Annotated in this window: 22 protein-coding genes and 1 riboswitch; of the genes, 8 read left to right on the forward strand and 14 right to left on the reverse strand. The window is 46.0% G+C overall.

The genetic code is table 11. The features are described from left to right. Positions 1-85: 85 nt before the first annotated feature. Positions 86-892, forward strand: a complete 807-nt coding sequence (locus MHB62_RS05795) for an alpha/beta fold hydrolase (RefSeq protein WP_003245141.1) — start codon at positions 86-88, stop codon at positions 890-892. 27 nt (positions 893-919) lie between these two features. Here MHB62_RS05795 and cysC read toward each other — a convergent pair whose 3' ends face one another. The 3 genes from cysC to MHB62_RS05810 form a co-directional block, all read right to left on the reverse strand. Continuing rightward, positions 920-1519, reverse strand: a complete 600-nt coding sequence (gene cysC / locus MHB62_RS05800; RefSeq protein ID WP_032721314.1) for an adenylyl-sulfate kinase — start codon at positions 1517-1519, stop codon at positions 920-922. After that, complete coding sequence (gene sat, locus MHB62_RS05805; protein ID WP_015715654.1) at positions 1516-2685, reverse strand: sulfate adenylyltransferase; 1170 nt, start codon at positions 2683-2685, stop codon at positions 1516-1518. Before sat ends, cysC begins: the two co-directional genes overlap by 4 nt. A 112-nt stretch (positions 2686-2797) precedes the next feature. Next, positions 2798-3508 (reverse strand): phosphoadenylyl-sulfate reductase, encoded by a 711-nt coding sequence (locus tag MHB62_RS05810; RefSeq protein ID WP_015715655.1) that lies wholly within the window; start codon positions 3506-3508, stop codon positions 2798-2800. Between the two features lie 186 nt (positions 3509-3694). Here MHB62_RS05810 and MHB62_RS05815 point away from each other — a divergent pair, with 186 nt between their 5' ends. Further along, positions 3695-4381 (forward strand): 2-phosphosulfolactate phosphatase, encoded by a 687-nt coding sequence (locus MHB62_RS05815; RefSeq protein ID WP_032721316.1) that lies wholly within the window; start codon positions 3695-3697, stop codon positions 4379-4381. Beyond that, entirely contained in the window at positions 4378-5136 is a 759-nt protein-coding gene (locus MHB62_RS05820) for a phosphosulfolactate synthase (protein WP_003233048.1), read from the forward strand. Before MHB62_RS05815 ends, MHB62_RS05820 begins: the two co-directional genes overlap by 4 nt. 44 nt (positions 5137-5180) lie before the next feature. Here the strand turns inward: MHB62_RS05820 and MHB62_RS05825 are convergent, their stop codons facing one another. The 7 genes from MHB62_RS05825 to MHB62_RS05855 form a co-directional block, all read right to left on the reverse strand. Then, entirely contained in the window at positions 5181-5810 is a 630-nt protein-coding gene (locus MHB62_RS05825; RefSeq protein ID WP_009966972.1) for a YitT family protein, read from the reverse strand. A 95-nt stretch (positions 5811-5905) separates the two neighbouring features. After that, on the reverse strand, positions 5906-7021 hold the full coding sequence (locus tag MHB62_RS05830; RefSeq protein WP_032721319.1) for a mandelate racemase/muconate lactonizing enzyme family protein: 1116 nt from the start codon (positions 7019-7021) through the stop codon (positions 5906-5908). Between the two features lie 8 nt (positions 7022-7029). After that, entirely contained in the window at positions 7030-8298 is a 1269-nt protein-coding gene (locus MHB62_RS05835) for an MFS transporter (protein WP_003233041.1), read from the reverse strand. Between the two features lie 111 nt (positions 8299-8409). Beyond that, entirely contained in the window at positions 8410-9258 is an 849-nt protein-coding gene (locus MHB62_RS05840; protein ID WP_032721320.1) for a GNAT family N-acetyltransferase, read from the reverse strand. Between the two features lie 5 nt (positions 9259-9263). After that, positions 9264-9713 (reverse strand): GNAT family N-acetyltransferase, encoded by a 450-nt coding sequence (locus MHB62_RS05845; RefSeq protein WP_032721323.1) that lies wholly within the window; start codon positions 9711-9713, stop codon positions 9264-9266. 90 nt (positions 9714-9803) lie between these two features. Beyond that, complete coding sequence (locus MHB62_RS05850) at positions 9804-11642, reverse strand: bifunctional homocysteine S-methyltransferase/methylenetetrahydrofolate reductase (RefSeq protein ID WP_032721324.1); 1839 nt, start codon at positions 11640-11642, stop codon at positions 9804-9806. Positions 11643-11731: 89 nt separating this feature from the next. Continuing rightward, positions 11732-11849: riboswitch (SAM riboswitch) on the reverse strand. Positions 11850-11955: 106 nt separating this feature from the next. After that, on the reverse strand, positions 11956-12447 hold the full coding sequence (locus MHB62_RS05855) for a YajQ family cyclic di-GMP-binding protein (RefSeq protein ID WP_014479415.1): 492 nt from the start codon (positions 12445-12447) through the stop codon (positions 11956-11958). A gap of 98 nt (positions 12448-12545) precedes the next feature. On the opposite strand from MHB62_RS05855, the gene MHB62_RS05860 reads away from it, so the two are divergent. Beyond that, the gene (locus MHB62_RS05860) at positions 12546-13442 is read left to right on the forward strand and encodes a S1 RNA-binding domain-containing protein (RefSeq protein WP_010886474.1); all 897 of its coding nucleotides are present in this window, start codon (positions 12546-12548) and stop codon (positions 13440-13442) included. 52 nt (positions 13443-13494) lie between these two features. On the opposite strand, the gene MHB62_RS05865 is transcribed toward MHB62_RS05860, so the two are convergent. Genes MHB62_RS05865 through MHB62_RS05875 form a run of 3 tightly spaced genes read right to left on the reverse strand, consistent with a single transcriptional unit; the run spans position 13495 to position 15526 of the window. Beyond that, positions 13495-14079 (reverse strand): sporulation delaying protein family toxin, encoded by a 585-nt coding sequence (locus MHB62_RS05865; protein ID WP_003244950.1) that lies wholly within the window; start codon positions 14077-14079, stop codon positions 13495-13497. Continuing rightward, entirely contained in the window at positions 14076-15005 is a 930-nt protein-coding gene (locus MHB62_RS05870) for a sporulation-delaying protein SdpB family protein (protein ID WP_015715660.1), read from the reverse strand. Before MHB62_RS05870 ends, MHB62_RS05865 begins: the two co-directional genes overlap by 4 nt. Then, complete coding sequence (locus MHB62_RS05875; protein WP_003245405.1) at positions 14990-15526, reverse strand: SdpA family antimicrobial peptide system protein; 537 nt, start codon at positions 15524-15526, stop codon at positions 14990-14992. Before MHB62_RS05875 ends, MHB62_RS05870 begins: the two co-directional genes overlap by 16 nt. Positions 15527-15703: 177 nt before the next feature. Here MHB62_RS05875 and MHB62_RS05880 point away from each other — a divergent pair, with 177 nt between their 5' ends. The 4 genes from MHB62_RS05880 to nprB all read left to right on the forward strand — a co-directional run bounded on the left by MHB62_RS05880 (position 15704) and on the right by nprB (position 18700). Then, positions 15704-16051, forward strand: a complete 348-nt coding sequence (locus tag MHB62_RS05880) for a PadR family transcriptional regulator (RefSeq protein WP_003245674.1) — start codon at positions 15704-15706, stop codon at positions 16049-16051. Beyond that, entirely contained in the window at positions 16048-16635 is a 588-nt protein-coding gene (locus MHB62_RS05885) for an HAAS signaling domain-containing protein (protein WP_015715661.1), read from the forward strand. Before MHB62_RS05880 ends, MHB62_RS05885 begins: the two co-directional genes overlap by 4 nt. A gap of 19 nt (positions 16636-16654) precedes the next feature. Continuing rightward, positions 16655-16948: a DUF3784 domain-containing protein gene (locus MHB62_RS05890; RefSeq protein ID WP_003233021.1), complete on the forward strand. Its 294-nt coding sequence runs from the start codon at positions 16655-16657 to the stop codon at positions 16946-16948. Between the two features lie 135 nt (positions 16949-17083). Then, a complete protein-coding gene (gene nprB / locus MHB62_RS05895) occupies positions 17084-18700 on the forward strand; it encodes a neutral protease NprB (protein WP_019712362.1) in 1617 nt (538 codons plus the stop codon). Between the two features lie 46 nt (positions 18701-18746). On the opposite strand, the gene MHB62_RS05900 is transcribed toward nprB, so the two are convergent. Further along, positions 18747-19598 carry a DegV family protein gene (locus MHB62_RS05900; protein WP_003245785.1) on the reverse strand — a complete coding sequence of 284 codons (852 nt, stop codon included), beginning with the start codon at positions 19596-19598 and terminating at the stop codon, positions 18747-18749. Positions 19599-19638 lie beyond the last annotated feature (40 nt).

Genomic DNA, 19638 nt, shown 5'->3' on the forward strand with positions numbered 1-19638 from the left:
TGTTTTGTAAGCATAAATGGAAAGCTTCCTATACGTCAAGGCGTTTACAGGCCGAAAAAGCCAAAGGGAACAGGAGGAATGCGGAATGGGGCATTACATCAAAACCGAGGAGCATGTGACACTGTTTGTAGAGGATATCGGACATGGAAGGCCGATCATCTTTTTGCACGGGTGGCCGTTGAATCATAAGATGTTTGAATATCAAATGAATGAGCTTCCGAAAAGGGGATTTCGTTTTATCGGCGTTGATTTACGGGGATATGGGCAATCTGACCGCCCTTGGGAAGGCTACGATTATGACACGATGGCCGATGATGTGAAAGCAGTCATTTATACGCTGCAGCTTGAGAATGCGATTCTTGCCGGTTTTTCAATGGGCGGCGCAATTGCAATCCGTTATATGGCAAGGCATGAAGGAGCCGATGTTGATAAGCTGATTTTACTGTCTGCAGCGGCCCCCGCGTTTACAAAACGCCCGGGTTATCCGTACGGGATGAGGAAGCAGGATATTGACGATATGATTGAATTGTTCAAAGCTGATCGGCCCAAAACACTGGCTGATTTAGGGAAACAGTTTTTTGAGAAAAAAGTGTCTCCAGAGCTTAGACAGTGGTTTCTCAATCTGATGCTGGAGGCCTCCTCCTACGGGACGATCCACTCGGGCATCGCATTAAGAGACGAAGATCTCAGAAAGGAACTTGCTGCAATCAAGGTGCCGACGCTGATTCTGCACGGGAGAAAGGATAGAATTGCGCCGTTTGATTTTGCGAAAGAATTGAAGCGCGGCATCAAACAGTCGGAATTGGTTCCGTTTGCAAACAGCGGGCACGGAGCATTTTATGAGGAAAAAGAGAAGATCAACAGTTTGATTGCGCAGTTCTCCAACTCATAAGAAAAAACCCGACATTGATCGGGTTTTTTATATAATTCCTCTGTTTTGCAGTGCGTTAATGATGAAATCAGCTCCATCGGAAATAGAGGTCTGGTCAGACTCAATGATGAAATCGGGTGAAAGCGGCGCTTCATACGGAGAATCGATCCCGGTGAAATGTTTGATCTCTCCGTTTCGCGCTTTTTTATAAAGCCCTTTTGGATCGCGCTGTTCACAAACATGCAGCGGGCACTTCACATAAATTTCGAAGAACTCACCTTTAGGAAAGAGCGCTCTAACCATGTCCCGATCCTCTCTGAATGGAGAAATAAAAGCCGTTAAAATCATTTGCCCGCTGTCGACAAACAGCTTCGCCACTTCCCCGATCCGGCGGATGTTTTCAATCCTGTCACCAGTCTGAAATCCAAGATCTTTGTTTAAGCCGTGGCGGATATTATCACCGTCAAGCACGTAGCTCTGAATGCCCTTGCGGTAAAGCTTTTCATCGACTGCATTGGCCAGCACCGATTTTCCGGAGCCGGACAAACCTGTAAACCAGAGGACGCAGCTTTTGTGTCCGTTTAAGGACTGTCTGTCAGACTTTGAGATGGCAGCGGGATGCCAAATGATGTTCGGATTGTGTGTCATTGCAATTCCCCGCTGTTTTGCTTGATGGCAACAGGCTGTTGGTGAAGTCCCTTGATCAGCACGGCTGCGACCTCAGGCCGGCTGAATTCTTTAGGCGGCTTTTTGCCTTGGCGGAGAAGCTCTCTCACTTTTGTGCCTGATAAGTGGATGTGGTCTCTCGGGCTGTGCGGACATGTTTTGGAGGTGCCCATGTTTCCGCATTTTCGGCAATAAAAGCTGTGCTCAAAAAACAGCGGCTTGATGCCCAGCTCTTCCTCTGTGAATGATTGAAAAATATTTTGGGCGTCGTATGTTCCATAGTAGCTGCCGACACCCGCGTGATCACGGCCTACAATAAAATGGGTGCAGCCGTAATTTTTTCGGACGAGCGCATGGAAAATCGCTTCCCGCGGACCTGCATAACGCATGGCGGCAGGGAAAACCGATAACATGACACGATCCTTTGGATAATAGTGATTAAGCAAAGCCTGATAGCTCTCCATTCTGATATCGCTGGGGATATCGTCTGACTTTGTTTCTCCGACAAGCGGGTGAAGCAGCAGACCGTCGACCGTTTCTAACGCTGTTTTTTGAATGTATTCATGCGCTCTGTGAACAGGGTTCCTGGTTTGAAAGCCGACAATCGTCTTCCAGCCGAGTTTTTTAAAGGCGGCTCTTGTTTCAGCGGGCGTTGCATAAAACTGTTCGAAAGATTTGTCAGGCAGGCGGCTGACCGTGATAGGCCCTCCGATATAGTAATCCGGGCGCGCCAGCAATTTTTTTACGCCTGGGTGGGCAGGATCGTTTGTTTTAAAAACAGAAAGTGCTTCTTGTGTTTTATCAGGATGGTATATATCGGTGACTGTGATCATGCCGTAGGTAACACCGTCTTTCACAAGCTTGACGTGATCTCCGGCAGACAGCTGTCTTGCTGTTTTTTCTCCGACAGGCAGCGTAATCGGCAGGCTCCACGGCAAGCCGTTTGCCAGCCTCATCTCTTTCACAACGGAATGATAATCTTTTTCTCCCAAAAAACCTGTTAACGGGCTGTAGCCTCCGATCGCAATAAGCTCCAGGTCGCTCAGTGCAAGCTGATCCAGCTCCGCTTCGCACGTGCACCCTTCAAAATGGCATGCGTGATCACAACGGTTGATTAATACCCCTCCGTGGGGTTCGTTTCCATTCAACGTGTTCAACCTCCATTTATACGTTTCCTTGTTTTCTTTGCTGCAGTTAATGAAAGTTTGACATCAGCGCCTCAACATCATTTCGACTCTCATAGCCAGAACCTGCCGTCCGCTATTCCTGATGCAGGCCGCATTCTGTTTTCTCCCGTCCGGCCCATCTTCCAGCCCTCTCATCGTTCGGGTCCGGGGAAGGCAATGTACACATTTCACAGCCTATGCTCGGGTAATGTTGATCGTGCAGTTTGTTATAAGGCAAATTGTGCAGGCGGATGTACGTCCAAACGTCATCCCATGTCCAGTGGATGAGCGGGCAAATTTTGATGAGCTCAAACTTCTGGTCCAGGTTTACGTATTGAATATGCTTTCTCGTTGGTGACTGATCCCGGCGCAGTCCTGAAATCCAAGCTGTCATGCCGGACAGGTGCTTTTTGAGCGGTTCGATTTTCCGCAATTGGCAGCAGAGGTTCGGGTTATGCTTCCACAGCTCTCCGCCGTACTTCGTCCCCTGTTCTGTTAAGCTCAGCTCGGGTTCGAGCATCTGGATTGCAAATCCCGGATATCGTTCTTTGACGGTCTCGATCAGCTCATATGTTTCCTGAAAATGAAGCCCGGTATCCAAAAAGATGATGTGTGCATTTTTGTTGATTTTTGATATTAAGTCGAGAAGCACCATTCCTTCTGCGCCAAAGCTGCAGGCGTACACAATCTTTTCTCCGTACGTTCGGTAAGCCCATTTCAACACATCGAGCTCATCGATCAATTGATCCGTTATCCGTTTGGACAGCATGTCGTTCCATGTGTCATATGTGATGGTTTCGTTCAATGTTTTCCCCCCGTTTGCATCTGCTTTTTTTATCTATTGATCGAGTTATAGGCAGACTATTCATTTTTTGCATAAAGGTTCAGGGTTTTTAGGGGCTGCGCCCGCCTAAAATGAGGTGCGGAACCATTAAGAGCCCGGCTGAATATGCTTTTTAGCAAAATGGTTTTATGCCCAAGGAGAGGTAGTATGCCGATTGCCATTTATCAGGGGCATCATCATTCGCTTGCCCCGGCTGATATTAACATCGTCATTGATGTCATCAGAGCATTTACGGTCGCCCATTATGCGTTTATCGGCGGGGCGAAAGAGATTTTGTTGGTCCGGACAGCTGATGAAGCCTTTGCGCTGAAAGACACCTATCCGGATTATGTATTGACGGGAGAGGAAAAGGGGGTCGGTATCAGCGGATTTGATTTAGATAATTCTCCAAAGCGCATGGCTGTGCAGAATATGGCGGATAAAAGCCTGATCCAGAAAACAACAAACGGCGTCACAGCAGCATTGGGGGCGCTGAACGCAAAGCATCTGTTCGTAACTGGATTTTCCAATGCCAAAACAACGGCACAGCATGTGAAAAAGCTCGCCGCAAACGATTGTGTCATAAACATTGTGGCTTCCCATCCATCCGGTGATGACGATATGGCGTGTGCGGAGTATATCAAAGGCATCATTGAAGGGACAAATGCGGTAACGGCTGCGGAGGCGATTGAAAGAATAAAACGCTCTTCTGTTGCGGAGAAGTTTTTTGACAGCCGCCAGCCATTGTTTGATCCGGAAGACATCGTTTACTGTACAAAAGAACTGACGGGCGATTTCGTGATGAAAGTGAAACAAGATGGAGAAGTTCCAACGATAGAGAGGGTCATAATATGAATGATTTTTCACTAGAATTGCCAGTGAGAACAAACAAGCCGAGAGAAACCGGGCAGTCCATTTTAATTGATAACGGCTATCCCTTGCAATTTTTCAAAGATGCGATAGCCGGAGCGTCCGACTATATTGATTTTGTGAAATTCGGCTGGGGCACATCATTACTTACGAAAGATCTTGAAGAAAAAATCAGCACACTGAAAGAACATGACATTACATTTTTCTTTGGCGGCACACTGTTTGAAAAGTACGTAAGCCAGAAAAAAGTGAATGAATTTCATCGGTACTGCACCTATTTCGGCTGTGAATATATTGAGATTTCAAACGGTACGCTCCCGATGACAAATAAAGAGAAAGCGGCTTACATTGCCGATTTTTCTGATGAATTTCTTGTGCTCAGTGAGGTGGGCAGCAAGGATGCGGAATTAGCAAGCCGGCAAAGCTCTGAGGAATGGCTTGAATATATCGTTGAGGATATGGAAGCGGGCGCGGAAAAAGTGATTACAGAAGCCAGAGAAAGCGGAACGGGAGGGATCTGTTCCAGCAGCGGCGATGTCAGGTTTCAAATTGTTGACGACATCATTTCCTCGGATATTGATATCAACAGGCTGATTTTTGAAGCGCCTAACAAAACGCTTCAGCAAGGGTTTATTCAAAAAATCGGGCCGAATGTGAATCTGGCCAATATTCCATTTCATGATGCCATCGCGTTGGAAACGCTGCGTTTAGGGCTAAGATCCGATACCTTTTTTCTGTAAAATAGCGGCTGCGGGGCTCTCGTCGTGAAGAGAGCCTCTGCCTATTATTTTTTATGGCGGTACATAGGCGTGAGATAGGGAAGTGAGGTCAGGCGGATGTTGTAGATGAAGTCGATGACTCTTGTCGATATCACCTGGCATATGAGGGCTTGAATGACGATGCCCCAGTCAATAATAGACGCGGTGACCATAAAAATGATGCAATTCATGATGAGCAGGATCGTTCCAGGATTCCCGCCGCGGTAGATAGAAATCATCAGAGCAAGGGCTCCGAATCCTCCGTTCGAAATTTTATATTTGTATAAAAGTCCGATTCCGAGTCCCAATAACACTGCGCCGCTTGCCAGATCAAGCCACAGGTTAGATGTGATATCAGGAAAAACTGCATCAAAGATCAATACCGAGACAGAGGTGACGGTGATAGAAGCGAGGGTGCCGGTGAATGTTCTCATCTCCAGCCATTTTAAAGCGGTAAAAAGCATTGATACATTCACAGCCCACACTGAAAATCCGTGGGGGATTTGAAACAGATAATGCAATAGCACCGCAATACCTGCTGCACCGCCTGTCGGAATATCATGCGGAAATAAAAACAAGGACATGCCGAGTCCCTGTAGTACGCCGCCTACGACAATCATAAACGTAAGTTTTGCTTTCATCAGCAGTTCAGCCATTAAGTCATTTGCTCCTTTATGAAAAGACTTGTCCGCTGTTTTCATTTTATGAGGCTGTCCATTATTTATGTCTCAAAATAAAGAAATGGCCCAGCTTAATAGGCTGAGCCATCCCACTTGTAGCGATTGACGATCTCCATATTGATCTCTGTGCCAATGCCTTTTCCTTTCGGGATGTGGACCATTCCTTTTGAAGGCTGCAGGCTGACGAGATCTGTAAAAGGATTCTCCATGACGTCCCACTCGATCGGTTCAATGTGATCGTTCTTCATTTTAGACCATGGGGGCAGACAGGCTTGTGCAAATAAAGCATAGAGCCGTGAGAGCGATCCGTCATATGCATGGGCGGATGCTCTGACGCCGAAATAACGCGCGAGCTGGAGGCAGTCCCGAAACTCATCAATTCCGTTGACATGCATGACATCGGGCTGAATGATATCCAAACAGCGCTGTGAAAGGAGAGGCACATATTGCGCCGGGCCTTTCATGTTTTCTCCGCCGGCAACAGGAACAGACAAACGGCTTCGAATCATAGCGTAATCCTGCGGCTGATCAAAGGGCAAAGGCTCCTCAAGCCAGCCAATGTTCGTCCATTCGGAGAAATAGCGCTCCCATTTAAAAGCCGCAGCGGCATCGTAGCTTTGGTTTGCGTCCAGAATCATCGTAATGGAGCTGCCTGCTGTATGCTGCAGCGCATTGATGTGCCGGACATCCTCCTTGAATGAAGTCCCGCCAATTTTGACTTTGATTTGCTCAAAACCTTTTTTCAACTGGGCTTCAACATTGGAGACTGAGCGGCTGATCCATTGCGGGGAGTCTGAGTACGATTGAAAAGACGCGTACACAGGAATCTCCTCTCTGTATCGCCCGCCCCATAATTCGCAAACCGAACAATCCGCAGCTTTGGCTGCAATCTCTGTCAGCGCCATGCTTACAGCGGAGGCCGCCCGCTGGTGCCATTTTTGAATCGTGCGCACTAATGACAGGCGGCTGCCAGCCTGTTTTCCTAATAGAAATGGGATGATCCGCTTCGTAAAACCGACATGGAGAGCAGGGAGCCAATCAACGCATTCTCCCCAGCCGTCTATCCCGCTTTCGGTGATAATCCTGATGAGATAACAAGTCCGATATCGTTTAAACCCATTGGCATCTCCGTATGGATTATCTAATCGGTGAAATAGCGGAAAGGTTTCAATCCGTACAATTTTCACACTGGGTGCTACCTTTCCTCAGCGGGCTGGAGCCGATTGCCAGCCATTTTAGGGTCTTCTTTTTCTTTTGTTTCTTCATTGTTTTGCTTCACATGGATGAGCATCATCACAAGAATCCCGACAACGAGAGTCAATCCCGCGATGCTTAAAAACATGCCGGGTCTGGACCATTGCATCAGGCGGCCGAAAATCGGAGGACCGATCGCTACCCCTAAGAAACGTACAGAGCCGTACAGCGAGGTGACAAATCCCCGTCTTTCTTTGCCGACAGCCCCGGTAATGAAACTGTTCACACAAGGAAGGACAAGACCTGAGCCTATACTGCTCAGTACAAGAACACTGATAAAAAGGACAAGATTTTCAATGAATGACAGTGCCGCGTAGGATACGGTCATGAACGCCAATCCAAGTACGATCAGCTTTTTCATTAACGATTGCTTTTGCCCGATTTTGCTTCCTGTTGTGTAGGACGTCACACACATAACCAAAAGCGGGATCGCTAAAATTAAGCCTTTTTTCACGCCGTCGGTGTCGTATGTTTTTTCAAGAACATCTGAGAGATAAAACAGGATGCCGAATAAAGTAAACAAACAGGTCGCACCGGCTAAATAAGCGGTAAACAGCCATCTGCCTTCATGTTTAAAGACACTTAACAGCCCTTTTGCATATTTTCCGATTGGTGGCGGTTCTTTTTCCTTTTTCTTTTCTTTAATAAAAATCCAAGTCAGTACGATCGAAATGATACAAAACACAGGAAAGGCAAAAAACGCGCCATACCAGACAAGCAGGGCGATCAGCGAGCCAATGATCGGCGATAGCACTTTCCCCATGCCGTTTGAAGCTTCAACAAGGCCGAGCACCTTGCTCTCCTGGGCGCCTTTAAACAGATCTCCCGTCAGTGCCATGGCAATTGGGCCGGTTCCGGCTGCCCCGATTCCCTGTAACGCTCGTCCTGCCATGACCCAAGGGTAGGCATTGTCAAAAAAACCTGCCGCAAACCCGGCTAACAAACCGCCGGCACCATACAAAATTAAGCAGGGAATAATGATGACTTTCCTTGAGAATCGGTCTGCGAGATAACCGACAATCGGAATCGCAAATGCTGCAATCAAGGAAAATACTGTGATCACGAGACTGACTTGAAATTGTGATAAATGAAGTTCAGATTTCATTTTTGGCAAAATCGGAATAAGCATCGAGTTTCCTAGGGTTAATATTAAAGGGATTGAACCGATTGCTACAATCGTCATTCCGTTATTTTGTTTTGATGATTCCATCTCAGAGCACACTCCTTTTCTTCTGCTTAGAATGTCCCTGATGGCTTCGTTTATTCAGCGATCAGACAGCAAAAAACCGAACAGAAGATACCTGTTCGGGAAAAAAGAGGGTTAACCGAGAGCCTGTGAAATCAAAGCATATATGTGTCCATTTTGAATAGGCGCTTTTTTCTGATAGAACAAAAGCGGAGGTTCATCATCTTTACGAAATCCCATTTCTATCAGGCTGTCATGCAGAGACGTGTGTTCACTCGGTATATCGATTCGCATCGGCCCTTGTTTGCCGGCCGCCAGCCTGTTAATTATCTGTGCTGCAACATCTGATGATGGAGCGATGATGGGGCCGAATTTCAAATTGGCCGGTGTCTGTACAGAAAGTCCGTAGCCAATGAGCTGTCCGTCCTGATTTCGGGCGATGATACATTCGCATGAAGCAGAAATAAGCTGCTGCAAAAGGTTTGATCGATCTCCGCCAAAGGCAGCCAGATCCGCCGCGGTTAAGTCGTGAAAGTCTTGTTCTCTAAAGGATGTCAGTTCAGCATCAAGCTTTTTTGTATAAGGTTGAAAACTGTGACAGCTGTACTTTCGCACTGAACCTGCCGTATGAAAACCTGCTTTTTCATAAAGCGGCAAACCTTCTTTTGTGGCGCAAAGTCTGATGGCGGTGTTTTCATCTGTTTGGGTGATACAGGCGTTTACCATACGCCGGCCGAGACCGAGCCGTTGATATTCTTTGTCCACGATCACGAGGCCGATAGAAGCAAGACGGCCAAACAAAAACAAGCCGATGCAGGAAATAATATCACCGCTGACATTTTGATAGCCGAAAAAGTGTCCTTGCTGGACAAGCAGTGCCAGCTCTTGTTCGCCGTAATCCGGCCACCCGGCTTGCCTGCAAAGCCGCAATAGACTAGGGATATGTTCTTCATGAAGCTTAATCAGCTCATCGATTACCCTCATACAGATCACCTGCTTGTTTCGAGTTTTTTATACATGATGATATGTGTGCCTATGCCGGGAATCTCAAACGGTTCGCCGAGTTCTTCCCAGCCAAGCTTTGAATAGTAGCCTTTCACATGGCTTCTGGCATTGCACCAGACTGCCTGAACGCCGTTCTTTGCCAGTTTCTGCTCCGCGTGTTTGATCAGCGTGCTACCGCCTTTTTGATCGCGATACCCTTCAAGCGTTGCCATGCCTCTCAGCCGATATGCTGGGGATTCTGTTATTAATGGCTGATTTTGCGGGGAAAAAGAAGCGATGCTGATCAGCTTCCCTTCAAAAAATGCGCCGAGATGAAAGGAGCCTTTTGCATGATCCTCTTCATATTTGCATTCTTCAATGGATTGATGGGGACGCAGAATGCGGTGCCGGATTTCATATGTATCTTCCGCGGAAATGGTTTTGACTTCGAGCATAATGTTCCTCCTCATGACTGTTTTTCTATATCGTAACACGAATCCCGTTGAAAAAGACCGCCCGATTGGATCAGACAGTCTTTTAAGGGATTAATGCAAAAAGATATTTTGGCGCTGCTCATCTTTTTGCTGAATATATGAAGTAAGCTCAGCGGTTAAGTCAGATCTGAGGAAAGGCGTTATCAAGTAGATGCCGTTAAACAGCTCGCATGCCGTATCCAGCAGGGAGCGGGCAATCGCAAGGCCTTCCGCCTTTTGCTTTTCTTTATCTTCACCGGCACGGGCCATTTTTTCGCGAATCGTATCAGACAGCTTAATGCCGGGAATTTCATTATGGATGAATTCGGCATTCCGGCTGCTTGTCAGCGGCATGATGCCGATATAGACCGGCGTCTTCAGATGTTTTGTTTCGTTATGGATATCGACAAGCTGCTGCTCGGAATAGACAGGCTGAGAAACAAAATAATCTGCGCCGCAATCTATTTTTTTCTCAAGCCGTTTTACCGCTTTATCCAGATGGCGGACGTTAGGATTAAATGCGGCGGCAACTGAGAAATTCGTTTTCTTGCCGAGCGGTTTTCCAGATAGAGACAGACCTTCATTGAATTGTTTGATCAGCCTGATTAAATCAAAAGATGTTAAATCATATACAGACGTCGCACCAGGAAAATCCCCGATTTTAGAAGGGTCGCCTGTAATCGCAAGCACGTCATTCAGCCCTAACGTATCAAGGCCCATTAAATGTGACTGTAAGCCGATAATGTTACGGTCACGGCACGTAATATGGACAAGGGAACGCATATCGAGCTGCTGCTTGACAAGAGCGCCGCAGGCAACATTGCTGATCCGCGGGGTCGCCAGAGAATTGTCGGCGAGTGTCAGGGCATCGATTCCCGCTTCTTTTAATTCAGCAGCCGCCGATAGAAATTTGTCAAAGCTTAGTTTTTTCGGCGGGTCCAGTTCTACGATAATAGAGCGTTTTTTCGCCGCGATCTCATCCAGGCCGGGCTCGGTTCGCTCGTGATGAACAGAAATGAATTCTTTTGCCCGGGTTTTGACTTCTTTTTCCGTAATCGGAGCCAGCCCGCCAACCGCTTCCGCCATCGCCCTGATGTGATTCGGCGTTGTGCCGCAGCAGCCGCCGATAATCCGCGCGCCTTGCTTACGGAATTCTGACGCGCTGTTTTGAAAATACGTGTCGTCTGTTTCATAGACGAGCCGTCCCTCTTCAAGCGAAGGAAGGCTGCTGTTCGGATAAACGGATAAGAATACGTCATCAAAAATCGGCACTTCGCTGAGCGCTTCAATCATGTGATAAGGGCCGAGGCGGCAGTTAATGCCGACAATATCAGCTCCGAGATCCGCAATCGAGCGCAATGCGTCAGAAAGCGGCGTTCCGTCCTGCAATACGCCTTGCTCGTGCATGGAGACATTGAGCATAATCGGAAGATCAGTCTCTTTGCGCGCGATTTTCAGCACTTCACGGGCTTCTTCCAAATCATAATATGTTTCTAACAGTAAGCCATCCGGCTCTTCATGCAGCAGCAGATACAACTGCTCGCGGAAGCTGCGCTTAATTTCGTCAAGACTGTACGCATTTTTATTAAATGTCCGTATGCCGCCCATCGTTCCAAGCACGTATGCATCGCCTGCTGAAGCCCGCGCGATCTTTACGGCCTCCTGATTCATTTTTTTGATGTCATCCTCAAGACCGTGTCTGGATAATTTAATATAGTTGGCCCCGTACGTATTCGTTTGAATAATGTTGGCTCCCGCTTCAACGTACGCTTTATGTATGCGCTGAATTTCCTCCGGCTTTGAAATATTGAGCTCCTCAAAACACCTGTCAATGCCATAGGAGTAGAGGAGCGTCCCCATGGCGCCGTCACCGATTAACACCTGTCTTTGCAAATCTTCTAAAAGTCCCATTGTCTGCCTCCTTTATTCACATCAGCAAGGAAAAAAGAGAAATAAAAAAAGTCCTCTTAAGAAGAAGACTTTGTCAGTGATTTTGTCTCTTCTTATCTTCCAAGCTGTTCGAGCTTGCTGGATTTAGCACCTTGGTCATGGCTGATCGCCATTACACCGGTTGCTGAAGCTTCGTCGGGCCAGTCCCTCTGCTTCTCTTGATAAGAACGGATATGAAATTTTCGTGTCAGGAAGTGCCAAAAGATACCTGGCGTTTTTCCCTTTCTCCAAATTTACCGAAAATAAAGACAATAATCAATAGGAATCAGAAAATTTATCTGAAATTTATAAATTGAACGTCAATTGGCAGGTCTGCTCCCCGCACAGCTGAGATAATCTGCTGCAGGTCATCTTTGTTTTTTCCGGTGACACGCACTTGATCATCCTGCACCTGAGACTTTACTTTCAGTCCGGAGTTTTTGATGATCGTATTGATTTTTTTTGCGTTGTCCTTGTCAATGCCTTGAACAAGCTTTGCACGCTGGCGTACCGTTCCGCCTGACGCGTTTTCAACCTTGCCGTACTCAATGTTTTTTGTCGGTACGTTTCGTTTAATCAATTTGCTGACCAGCACATCTTTCAGCTGGCTTAATTTGAATTCGTCATCGGAAACGAGGACCAGCTCCTCTTTATCTAAAGAAATGTCGCTTTTGCTGCCTTTAAAGTCATATCGGGTACTGATTTCCTTCAGTGCGATTTGGATTGCGTTTTGCACTTCAGGCAATTCTACCTTGGATACAATATCAAATGAGCTTTCTTTTGCCATATGAAAACCTCCATAACATTTAACTTATGTGTTGATTATAGTAGAATAAAGAGAAACTTCCAACAGAACAAAGAATCAATTTGTGATGATTGGAAAAAATGTTAACAAAATCCGCAGAGAATAAGCGGAACAGGAAGGACGATAGCATGAGACCAGGGCAGCAATTAACCTTGAGTATAGATCACCAAACCGACTTCGGTTACTTTTTAACCGATGGGGAAGATACGATTCTCTTACATAACAGTGAAATGACTGAGGATATCGAGGACAGAGACGAAGTAGAAGTCTTTATATACGTAGACCAGCAGGAAAGGCTTGCGGCCACGATGAAAATTCCGATCATCAGCGCGGATGAATATGGCTGGGTTGAAGTGGTGGATAAAGTGGAAGATATGGGCGTTTTCGTTGATGTCGGTTTATCGAAGGACGCACTAGTCGCAACTGAGCATTTGCCGCCGTACGAAGATGTCTGGCCGCAAAAAGGGGACAAACTTTACTGTATGCTGAAGGTGACGAACCGGGGGCGCATGTTTGCGAAACCAGCGCCGGAAGATATCATCAGCGAACTGTTTACCGACGCTTCAGAAGATCTGATGAATAAAGAGCTGACAGGTACGGTGTACAGGCTGATCGCATCGGGTTCATTCGTGATCACGGATGACGGTATCCGCTGTTTTATTCACCCGTCAGAAAGAAAAGAGGAGCCAAGACTCGGTTCAAGAGTCACAGGCCGGGTGATTCAAGTGAAAGAAGACGGTTCAGTCAACTTGTCGCTGCTTCCAAGAAAACAGGATGCAATGTCAGTTGATGCTGAGTGCATTCTAACGTATATGAGAATGAGAAACGGTGCCATGCCATACAGTGACAAAAGCCAGCCTGACGATATCAGAGAACGTTTTAATATGAGCAAAGCCGCCTTTAAACGCGCGCTGGGCCATTTGATGAAAAACGGAAAAGTGTATCAGGAAAATGGATGGACATACGAGAAAAAATAGCATGAAAACGGCTCGCCTGCAGCAGACTGCGGAGCGAGCCGTTTTTTTATGTCTAGTTTAATTCATCAACCAGCGTTCTGATTGCCATTTCGCGATCCACATTGTCTGAAATCGCAATCGGCGTAATATCAATGGCGAGAATGATCAGAATCAGGGCACCTGCTGCAGCAACATAAGAAACATAATAGAAATAGTTAGCGGTATCAACAGTGTTGACAAGCTCGGCCTGAACTCTGGATGTATCATCCTTAGAAGCGGCGATTTCCTTTGCAGCTTCTACTTTTTCTTCAACGATTTGACCTGCTTTTTTCAGCAGTTCATCCACTTTCAATGCATCTTTGCTGTAAACAGCTTTCTTCAGGTTATCAAAAAAGTCAGCATCCTCTTTTTTAATATCAGCGACAACCTGATTGGCAAAAGCCTTTGCCTGTTTTGTGTTGAGTTTGTCTGTCATCGCTTTATTAAAGACCTCTGGAAGCTGTTTGCCAACTTCCCCTTGGGCAAACACAAAGCCTTTAAAAATTTCCTCACCTGAATACTCAAGCTGCTTTGCCTGTGCCACACTTTCTTGCTGCTTTACCAAAAACACAGTCGTCACCAATACAACCGACAAAAATACTAGAAACGCCTTCTTCAAACTGAAACCTCTCCCTTCTTGTGTTTTTTATTCCACAACAGTCTGCGAATATATGTAAATTGAATCGTGGAATCGATAGGAGTGAGATACAATATCAAAATGCCGGCCATGATAATCGAAAAACTGATGAGGCCCAGCATGACTGCAAAAATCTCATGCATAAAAACAGCGATGATCAAAATCAATCTCCAATGCTTCTTCGGCGCAAACAGCGCCGCGAAAATGACAATTTGAACCAGCAGCGTCCCCCATGTCGGAATCACCACGAACGGACTTGTTACAATTGGCTTCGTTAACGCCTGAAAAAAGCCGTTAAAGCCAATGGTTTTTTCCTGGGCGAAATAATAGACGGCCGTTCCGTCCACCCATTCCTGCTGAGACAGCTTAGCGACGGTAGAGTGAAAATAAAGCACCGCCACTTGGATTCTGATCACAAAATAAGAAATAAAAGCTGTTATTTTTCCAAGTGTTCTTTTGCCCTCTACAGGTCTCGTGCTCCAATGCCATTTTCTCGGATCGGTCAGCGTGATGGGAAGCAATAAAAAGGTCATGACGGCTGCTGCCTGCTCGCCTCCGTCGATGACGATCAGCGATGACTGCAGGCTGTAACTGACATACCAATGCAGAACCCCGGTGATTCTGGGGCGCCAGCCAATGACAACAAGCACCAGAATGGCAATGCAGACCCATCTGAAAAGATTTAACATCATATAGTTATTTTCGCCGAGGCAAAAGAGACTGAGATTCATTTTACAAGCTGGATAGCTGCTGATCCCGCTGGCTGGCTTCATAATGAGGCTCGGGTGATTGATGAGCAGCGTCAGCAGGCTGGATAGCGCAATGATGCTTCGCGCGAGGCCGTATACATTTGTCCACGGGTTTCTTTCGTCCCATCTGGTGATGGTCTGTTTTATGTTTTCGAGCATGAGATCACAACCTTGACTATGCTTTTTACCTGATAAGACGAAGGGGTGTATTTAGAATAGCTCCAAGGAACAATATCCTCTTTCGTCAAATAGTAGCTGCCACAAAGCAGCGGGCGGGGAGCGGGTGTTTTTAATTGCACGGTTTTGGCTTTGCTTTTGCATGCGCCGAGGTCCTTTTCTTTACATGCTGTCCACTGTTCCTTGCCGACTTGGCTGTAGATCACGCCCATTTCAACGCCTTGTGACCGCCCATACCGATATAGGCCGAATAGGTTGTCAGCCCTCATATTGGGCCATCTGACCTTGGCGCTGGCATTTTCAGCCTCATATAAGCCGATTGCAGTATCACGCGGATTTTTGCTGAAAAAGCCCCAGCCCTGAGGGAGGATGCTGGACATGAGAAATTTGGAGTCCTTTGTCAGCGGAATCGGGGTTGTCCCTAAGCTGCCAATAATAGAAAACAGAAATAGCGAACCCCAAAGGATTGAAAAAATGACAAAAAATGATATCGATTTCTGCATTCGACTGCTCCTTTTAACCTGAAGAATCGTTTTTACACTTTTCATAATATAAAAACATTTATGTAATAAAAAGGTTAAAAAGTATGAGAAATTCCATTTTTGTTAAAAGGAAAAACAGGACATTTTACACTGCTATATGTGATTGATATATAGTGTTTTTTTCGATATATTTAAACCATGAAAACGAATCAAGTTAATGACCGCTGGATTGTTCAATTTCGAAAAGGGATTTTCGAGCTGGCCATCCTATCCCTACTGCGTTCTAAACCGATGTACGGTTATGAGCTGACGTCATCCTTAAAAACCACCTCGGCGCTGGCTATTTCAGAGGGAGCGATTTATCCGATTCTGAAACGTATGACCGAGAAGGGATGGATCGAATTTTTTTGGGAAGATTCACTGGACGGCCCGAAAAGAAAGTATTACAAAATGACGCAAAAAGGAGAAGAAATGTTAAAAGAACGGCTGGAGAAATACCTGGAAACCCATCAAGCCTTACTGTCTTTATCGGGGGATTTGCTATGAATGGACAGCTTATCATTGACCGATACATGGAGGAACTAAATGCAGAGCTGGCGAATATGCCTGATGTAGAGAGAGAAAACGCTATCGACGAATTAAAGGGGCATATCACCGCTTTCGTTCAAGACAGAATCAAAGCCGGCCTTAGTGAAGAGGAACTGCAGGAAGCTGTTGAATCTGAATTTTCTCATCCGAAGGAGCTTGCCGAATTGATGATGGGTGATGGGGGAGAGACGAAAAGGAGGAGGTCTTTATTGGGCAAAAGCTGGCTTTCGGTCCTTCTCATTGTCACGATTATCGCCCTGCCGCTGCTGCCGTCCGACTTCAGACATCTGCCGCTGGCTGTTTATTTAATGGTGCTCGCCGGATATGTATGGAAGCGGAAAAAATTGATGATGTTTGCAGGTGTCAGAAAAAACAAAATGCGCTCTCAAAAGGAGATTGTTACGATTTCGCGAGTCGGTGCGGTTTATCTGCTGTTTTTAGCAGTGGTGCTTCTTTTGAGCCCGTTCCTCAATGCGCTTGTCGTCCTGCTGCTGATTGCAGTAAGCTGCGCCGCTTTTTTTCTTTTTCTTAACATCAAGTAATCTTGTAGGAGGCTGTAAGATGGAAATCAGCATCAATTATCTATTAATTGTCATCGCGCTTTTATTCTTTGTGGTTGCCTATTTTGTCGGAATCAAAAAACAAACCTGGATGCTGGCTGGGTTTAACGAGGCGCGTATACGGGATAAAGACCGGCTGGCCAGAATAGCAGGCTACTTTTTCTTGAATTCCGGTTTGTTCATTTTGCTGAATAGTTTTATCTCATTTCAAGGTCAGGAGCAGCTCATACCTCCGCTTATACTGGCATATGGAGCAGGGGTTATTATTTATGTCAATAAAAAATTAGTAGAGTAGAAAAAGAAGGGCAGAGCGAAATATCTCTGCCCTTCTTTTTTGGGAAAATAAGAACGAAGCACCACATACAAGTTTTTGTATTTTTGATAGGATGAAGAAAAATGGTAGATTCCAAAATAGGAAGGATGTGGTGTTTTGCGCAACCTGACCAAGACATCTCTATTACTGGCCGGCTTATGCACGGCGGCCCAAATGGTTTTTGTAACACATGCCTCAGCTGATCAAAGCATCAAATACGACCATACGTATCAAACCCCTTCATACATCATCGAAAAGTCACCGCAGAAGCCGGTACAAAACACAACCCAGAAAGAATCGCTATTTTCCTATCTTGACAAGCATCAAACGCAGTTTAAGCTCAAAGGGAATGCGAACAGCCATTTTCGTGTTTCGAAAACCATAAAGGATCCAAAGACAAAACAAACGTTTTTTAAATTAACGGAGGTTTACAAAGGAATTCCGATTTACGGCTTTGAACAAGCGGTCGCGATGAAGGAAAACAAACAAGTGAAAAGTTTCTTTGGAAAGGTGCATCCGCAAATCAAGGACGTCTCCATCACACCGTCTATTTCTGAGAAAAAAGCAATACATGCAGCAAGGCGTGAGCTCGAGGCTTCCATTGGAAAAATCGAATATCTTGATGGGGAACCAAAAGGCGAATTATATATCTATCCACACGACGGTGAATATGATCTCGCCTACCTTGTGAGACTCTCGACATCTGAACCTGAGCCTGGCTATTGGCATTATTTCATCGATGCCAAAAACGGAAAGGTCATTGAGTCCTTTAATGCCATTCATGAAACGGCAGGTACAGGAATCGGCGTATCAGGTGATGAAAAAAGCTTTGACGTCAGAGAACAAAATGGGCGCTTTTATTTGGCTGACGAAACAAGGGGAAAAGGGATCAATACATTTGATGCGAAGAACCTGAACGAAACCTTGTTTACGCTTTTGTCTCAACTGATCGGGTATACGGGCAAAGAAATAGTCAGCAGCACGTCCGTATTTAATGAACCTGCGGCTGTAGACGCACACGCAAATGCGCAAGCCGTTTACGATTATTACAGCAAGACATTTGGCCGTGATTCTTTTGATCAAAACGGAGCAAGGATTACGTCTACCGTGCATGTCGGCAAACAATGGAACAATGCTGCGTGGAACGGTGTCCAGATGGTATACGGGGATGGAGACGGTTCGAAATTTAAGCCGCTGTCTGGATCGCTCGACATTGTCGCGCATGAAATCACACACGCAGTCACACAGTATTCCGCCGGTCTTTTATATCAAGGAGAACCCGGTGCATTAAATGAGTCCATTTCTGACATTATGGGCGCGATGGCTGACCGTGATGATTGGGAGATCGGCGAAGATGTCTATACTCCTGGTATTGCAGGAGATTCATTGCGGTCATTGGAGGACCCATCTAAGCAGGGAAATCCAGATCATTACTCGAACCGCTACACAGGAACAGAGGATTATGGCGGAGTCCATATCAATTCGTCCATTCACAATAAAGCAGCTTATCTTCTTGCAGAAGGAGGCGTGCACCACGGTGTACAGGTTGAAGGGATTGGGCGTGAAGCAAGTGAACAAATTTACTATCGGGCTTTAACATATTATGTAACGGCATCTACAGATTTCAGCATGATGAAGCAAGCGGCGATTGAAGCTGCCAATGATTTATACGGTGAAGGCTCAAAGCAATCAGTTTCAGTCGAAAAGGCGTATGAGGCTGTCGGCATTCTATGAGCAAACAAAAACAGTCAGGACACAGAGTCTGACTGTTTTTGTTTGCTCATTTTCTTAAAAAGAATATCGCCAATGTACCTGGGCCGGCATGCGAGCCGATTGCTGAACTGATTGGATGCATAATGATTTCTTTCGGCTTGAACGCTTCCTCAATCAGGTGTTTCATGTCCGTGGCTTTTTCTTTGTTCGCGGCGTAGCTAATCCCGACGGTTTGATTGCTCCAATCATCCCCGCGCTCTTTCATAAGCTCGATGATCCGTTTGAAAAGTTTCTTCTGTCCGCGGATTTTTTCCAGAGGCACAAGCTTGCCGTCCTCCATCTGAAGCAGCGGTTTAATATTCAACAGGCCGCCGACAAAAGCGGACGTTTTGGATATCCGGCCGCCCCTCGCGAGATATGTTAAATCATCAACGGTAAAAATGTGTTCAAGCTGGCTGCAAAAGTTCTTTACAGACGTTTCAATTTCTTGTATTGTATTCCCGTTGATACAGAGATCGGCAGCATGCCGGACAGCCAGACCGTATCCTAATGAAGCGCATTTGGAATCAATGACCCGCAAATCGAAATCGGGGAATTCCTCCTTCACTTCATTGGCGATCATTACAGCTGTCTGATACGTGCCGGAGAGACCTGAGGAAAAGGCAATGTAAAGAGCGGGATCACCTGTTTCGGCATATTGCAAAAACACATTTTTAATTGTTTGCGGTGAGGCTTGGGATGTCTTAGGCGTTTCTCCATTTTGCATCGCTTCAAATATTTGATCCGCATGAATTGTGACTGCATCTTCGAATTCTTTATCGCCGAGAGAAACCCTGAGCGGAATAAAGCCAATGCCTTTTTCTTCAAAATAAGAACGAGGCAAATCAGTGGCGCTGTCAGCGATGAGATGAACTGTCATATTGCTTCCCTTCTTTCCGTTATCGCTCGTTATCATGAGA

Origin of the sequence: Bacillus sp. FSL K6-0255 (assembly GCF_045040725.1) — a bacterium.
Classification (GTDB): domain Bacteria; phylum Bacillota; class Bacilli; order Bacillales; family Bacillaceae; genus Bacillus; species Bacillus subtilis.

Bases quoted from the DNA above. Each gene is read 5' to 3' on its own strand.
- MHB62_RS05840 (WP_032721320.1), bottom strand. From the start codon at position 9,258: ATGAGGGTAATCGATGAGCTGATTAAGCTTCATGAAGAACATATCCCT.
- MHB62_RS05885 (WP_015715661.1), top strand. From the start codon at position 16,048: ATGAATGGACAGCTTATCATTGACCGATACATGGAGGAACTAAATGCA.
- MHB62_RS05880 (WP_003245674.1), top strand. From the start codon at position 15,704: ATGAAAACGAATCAAGTTAATGACCGCTGGATTGTTCAATTTCGAAAA.
- MHB62_RS05855 (WP_014479415.1), bottom strand. From the start codon at position 12,447: ATGGCAAAAGAAAGCTCATTTGATATTGTATCCAAGGTAGAATTGCCT.
- MHB62_RS05820 (WP_003233048.1), top strand. From the start codon at position 4,378: ATGAATGATTTTTCACTAGAATTGCCAGTGAGAACAAACAAGCCGAGA.
- MHB62_RS05890 (WP_003233021.1), top strand. From the start codon at position 16,655: ATGGAAATCAGCATCAATTATCTATTAATTGTCATCGCGCTTTTATTC.
- MHB62_RS05850 (WP_032721324.1), bottom strand. From the start codon at position 11,642: ATGGGACTTTTAGAAGATTTGCAAAGACAGGTGTTAATCGGTGACGGC.
- MHB62_RS05875 (WP_003245405.1), bottom strand. From the start codon at position 15,526: ATGCAGAAATCGATATCATTTTTTGTCATTTTTTCAATCCTTTGGGGT.
- MHB62_RS05900 (WP_003245785.1), bottom strand. From the start codon at position 19,598: ATGACAGTTCATCTCATCGCTGACAGCGCCACTGATTTGCCTCGTTCT.
- MHB62_RS05795 (WP_003245141.1), top strand. From the start codon at position 86: ATGGGGCATTACATCAAAACCGAGGAGCATGTGACACTGTTTGTAGAG.
- MHB62_RS05825 (WP_009966972.1), bottom strand. From the start codon at position 5,810: ATGGCTGAACTGCTGATGAAAGCAAAACTTACGTTTATGATTGTCGTA.
- MHB62_RS05815 (WP_032721316.1), top strand. From the start codon at position 3,695: ATGCCGATTGCCATTTATCAGGGGCATCATCATTCGCTTGCCCCGGCT.
- MHB62_RS05845 (WP_032721323.1), bottom strand. From the start codon at position 9,713: ATGCTCGAAGTCAAAACCATTTCCGCGGAAGATACATATGAAATCCGG.
- MHB62_RS05860 (WP_010886474.1), top strand. From the start codon at position 12,546: ATGTTAACAAAATCCGCAGAGAATAAGCGGAACAGGAAGGACGATAGC.
- cysC (WP_032721314.1), bottom strand. From the start codon at position 1,519: ATGACACACAATCCGAACATCATTTGGCATCCCGCTGCCATCTCAAAG.
- MHB62_RS05870 (WP_015715660.1), bottom strand. From the start codon at position 15,005: ATGCTCGAAAACATAAAACAGACCATCACCAGATGGGACGAAAGAAAC.
- MHB62_RS05835 (WP_003233041.1), bottom strand. From the start codon at position 8,298: ATGGAATCATCAAAACAAAATAACGGAATGACGATTGTAGCAATCGGT.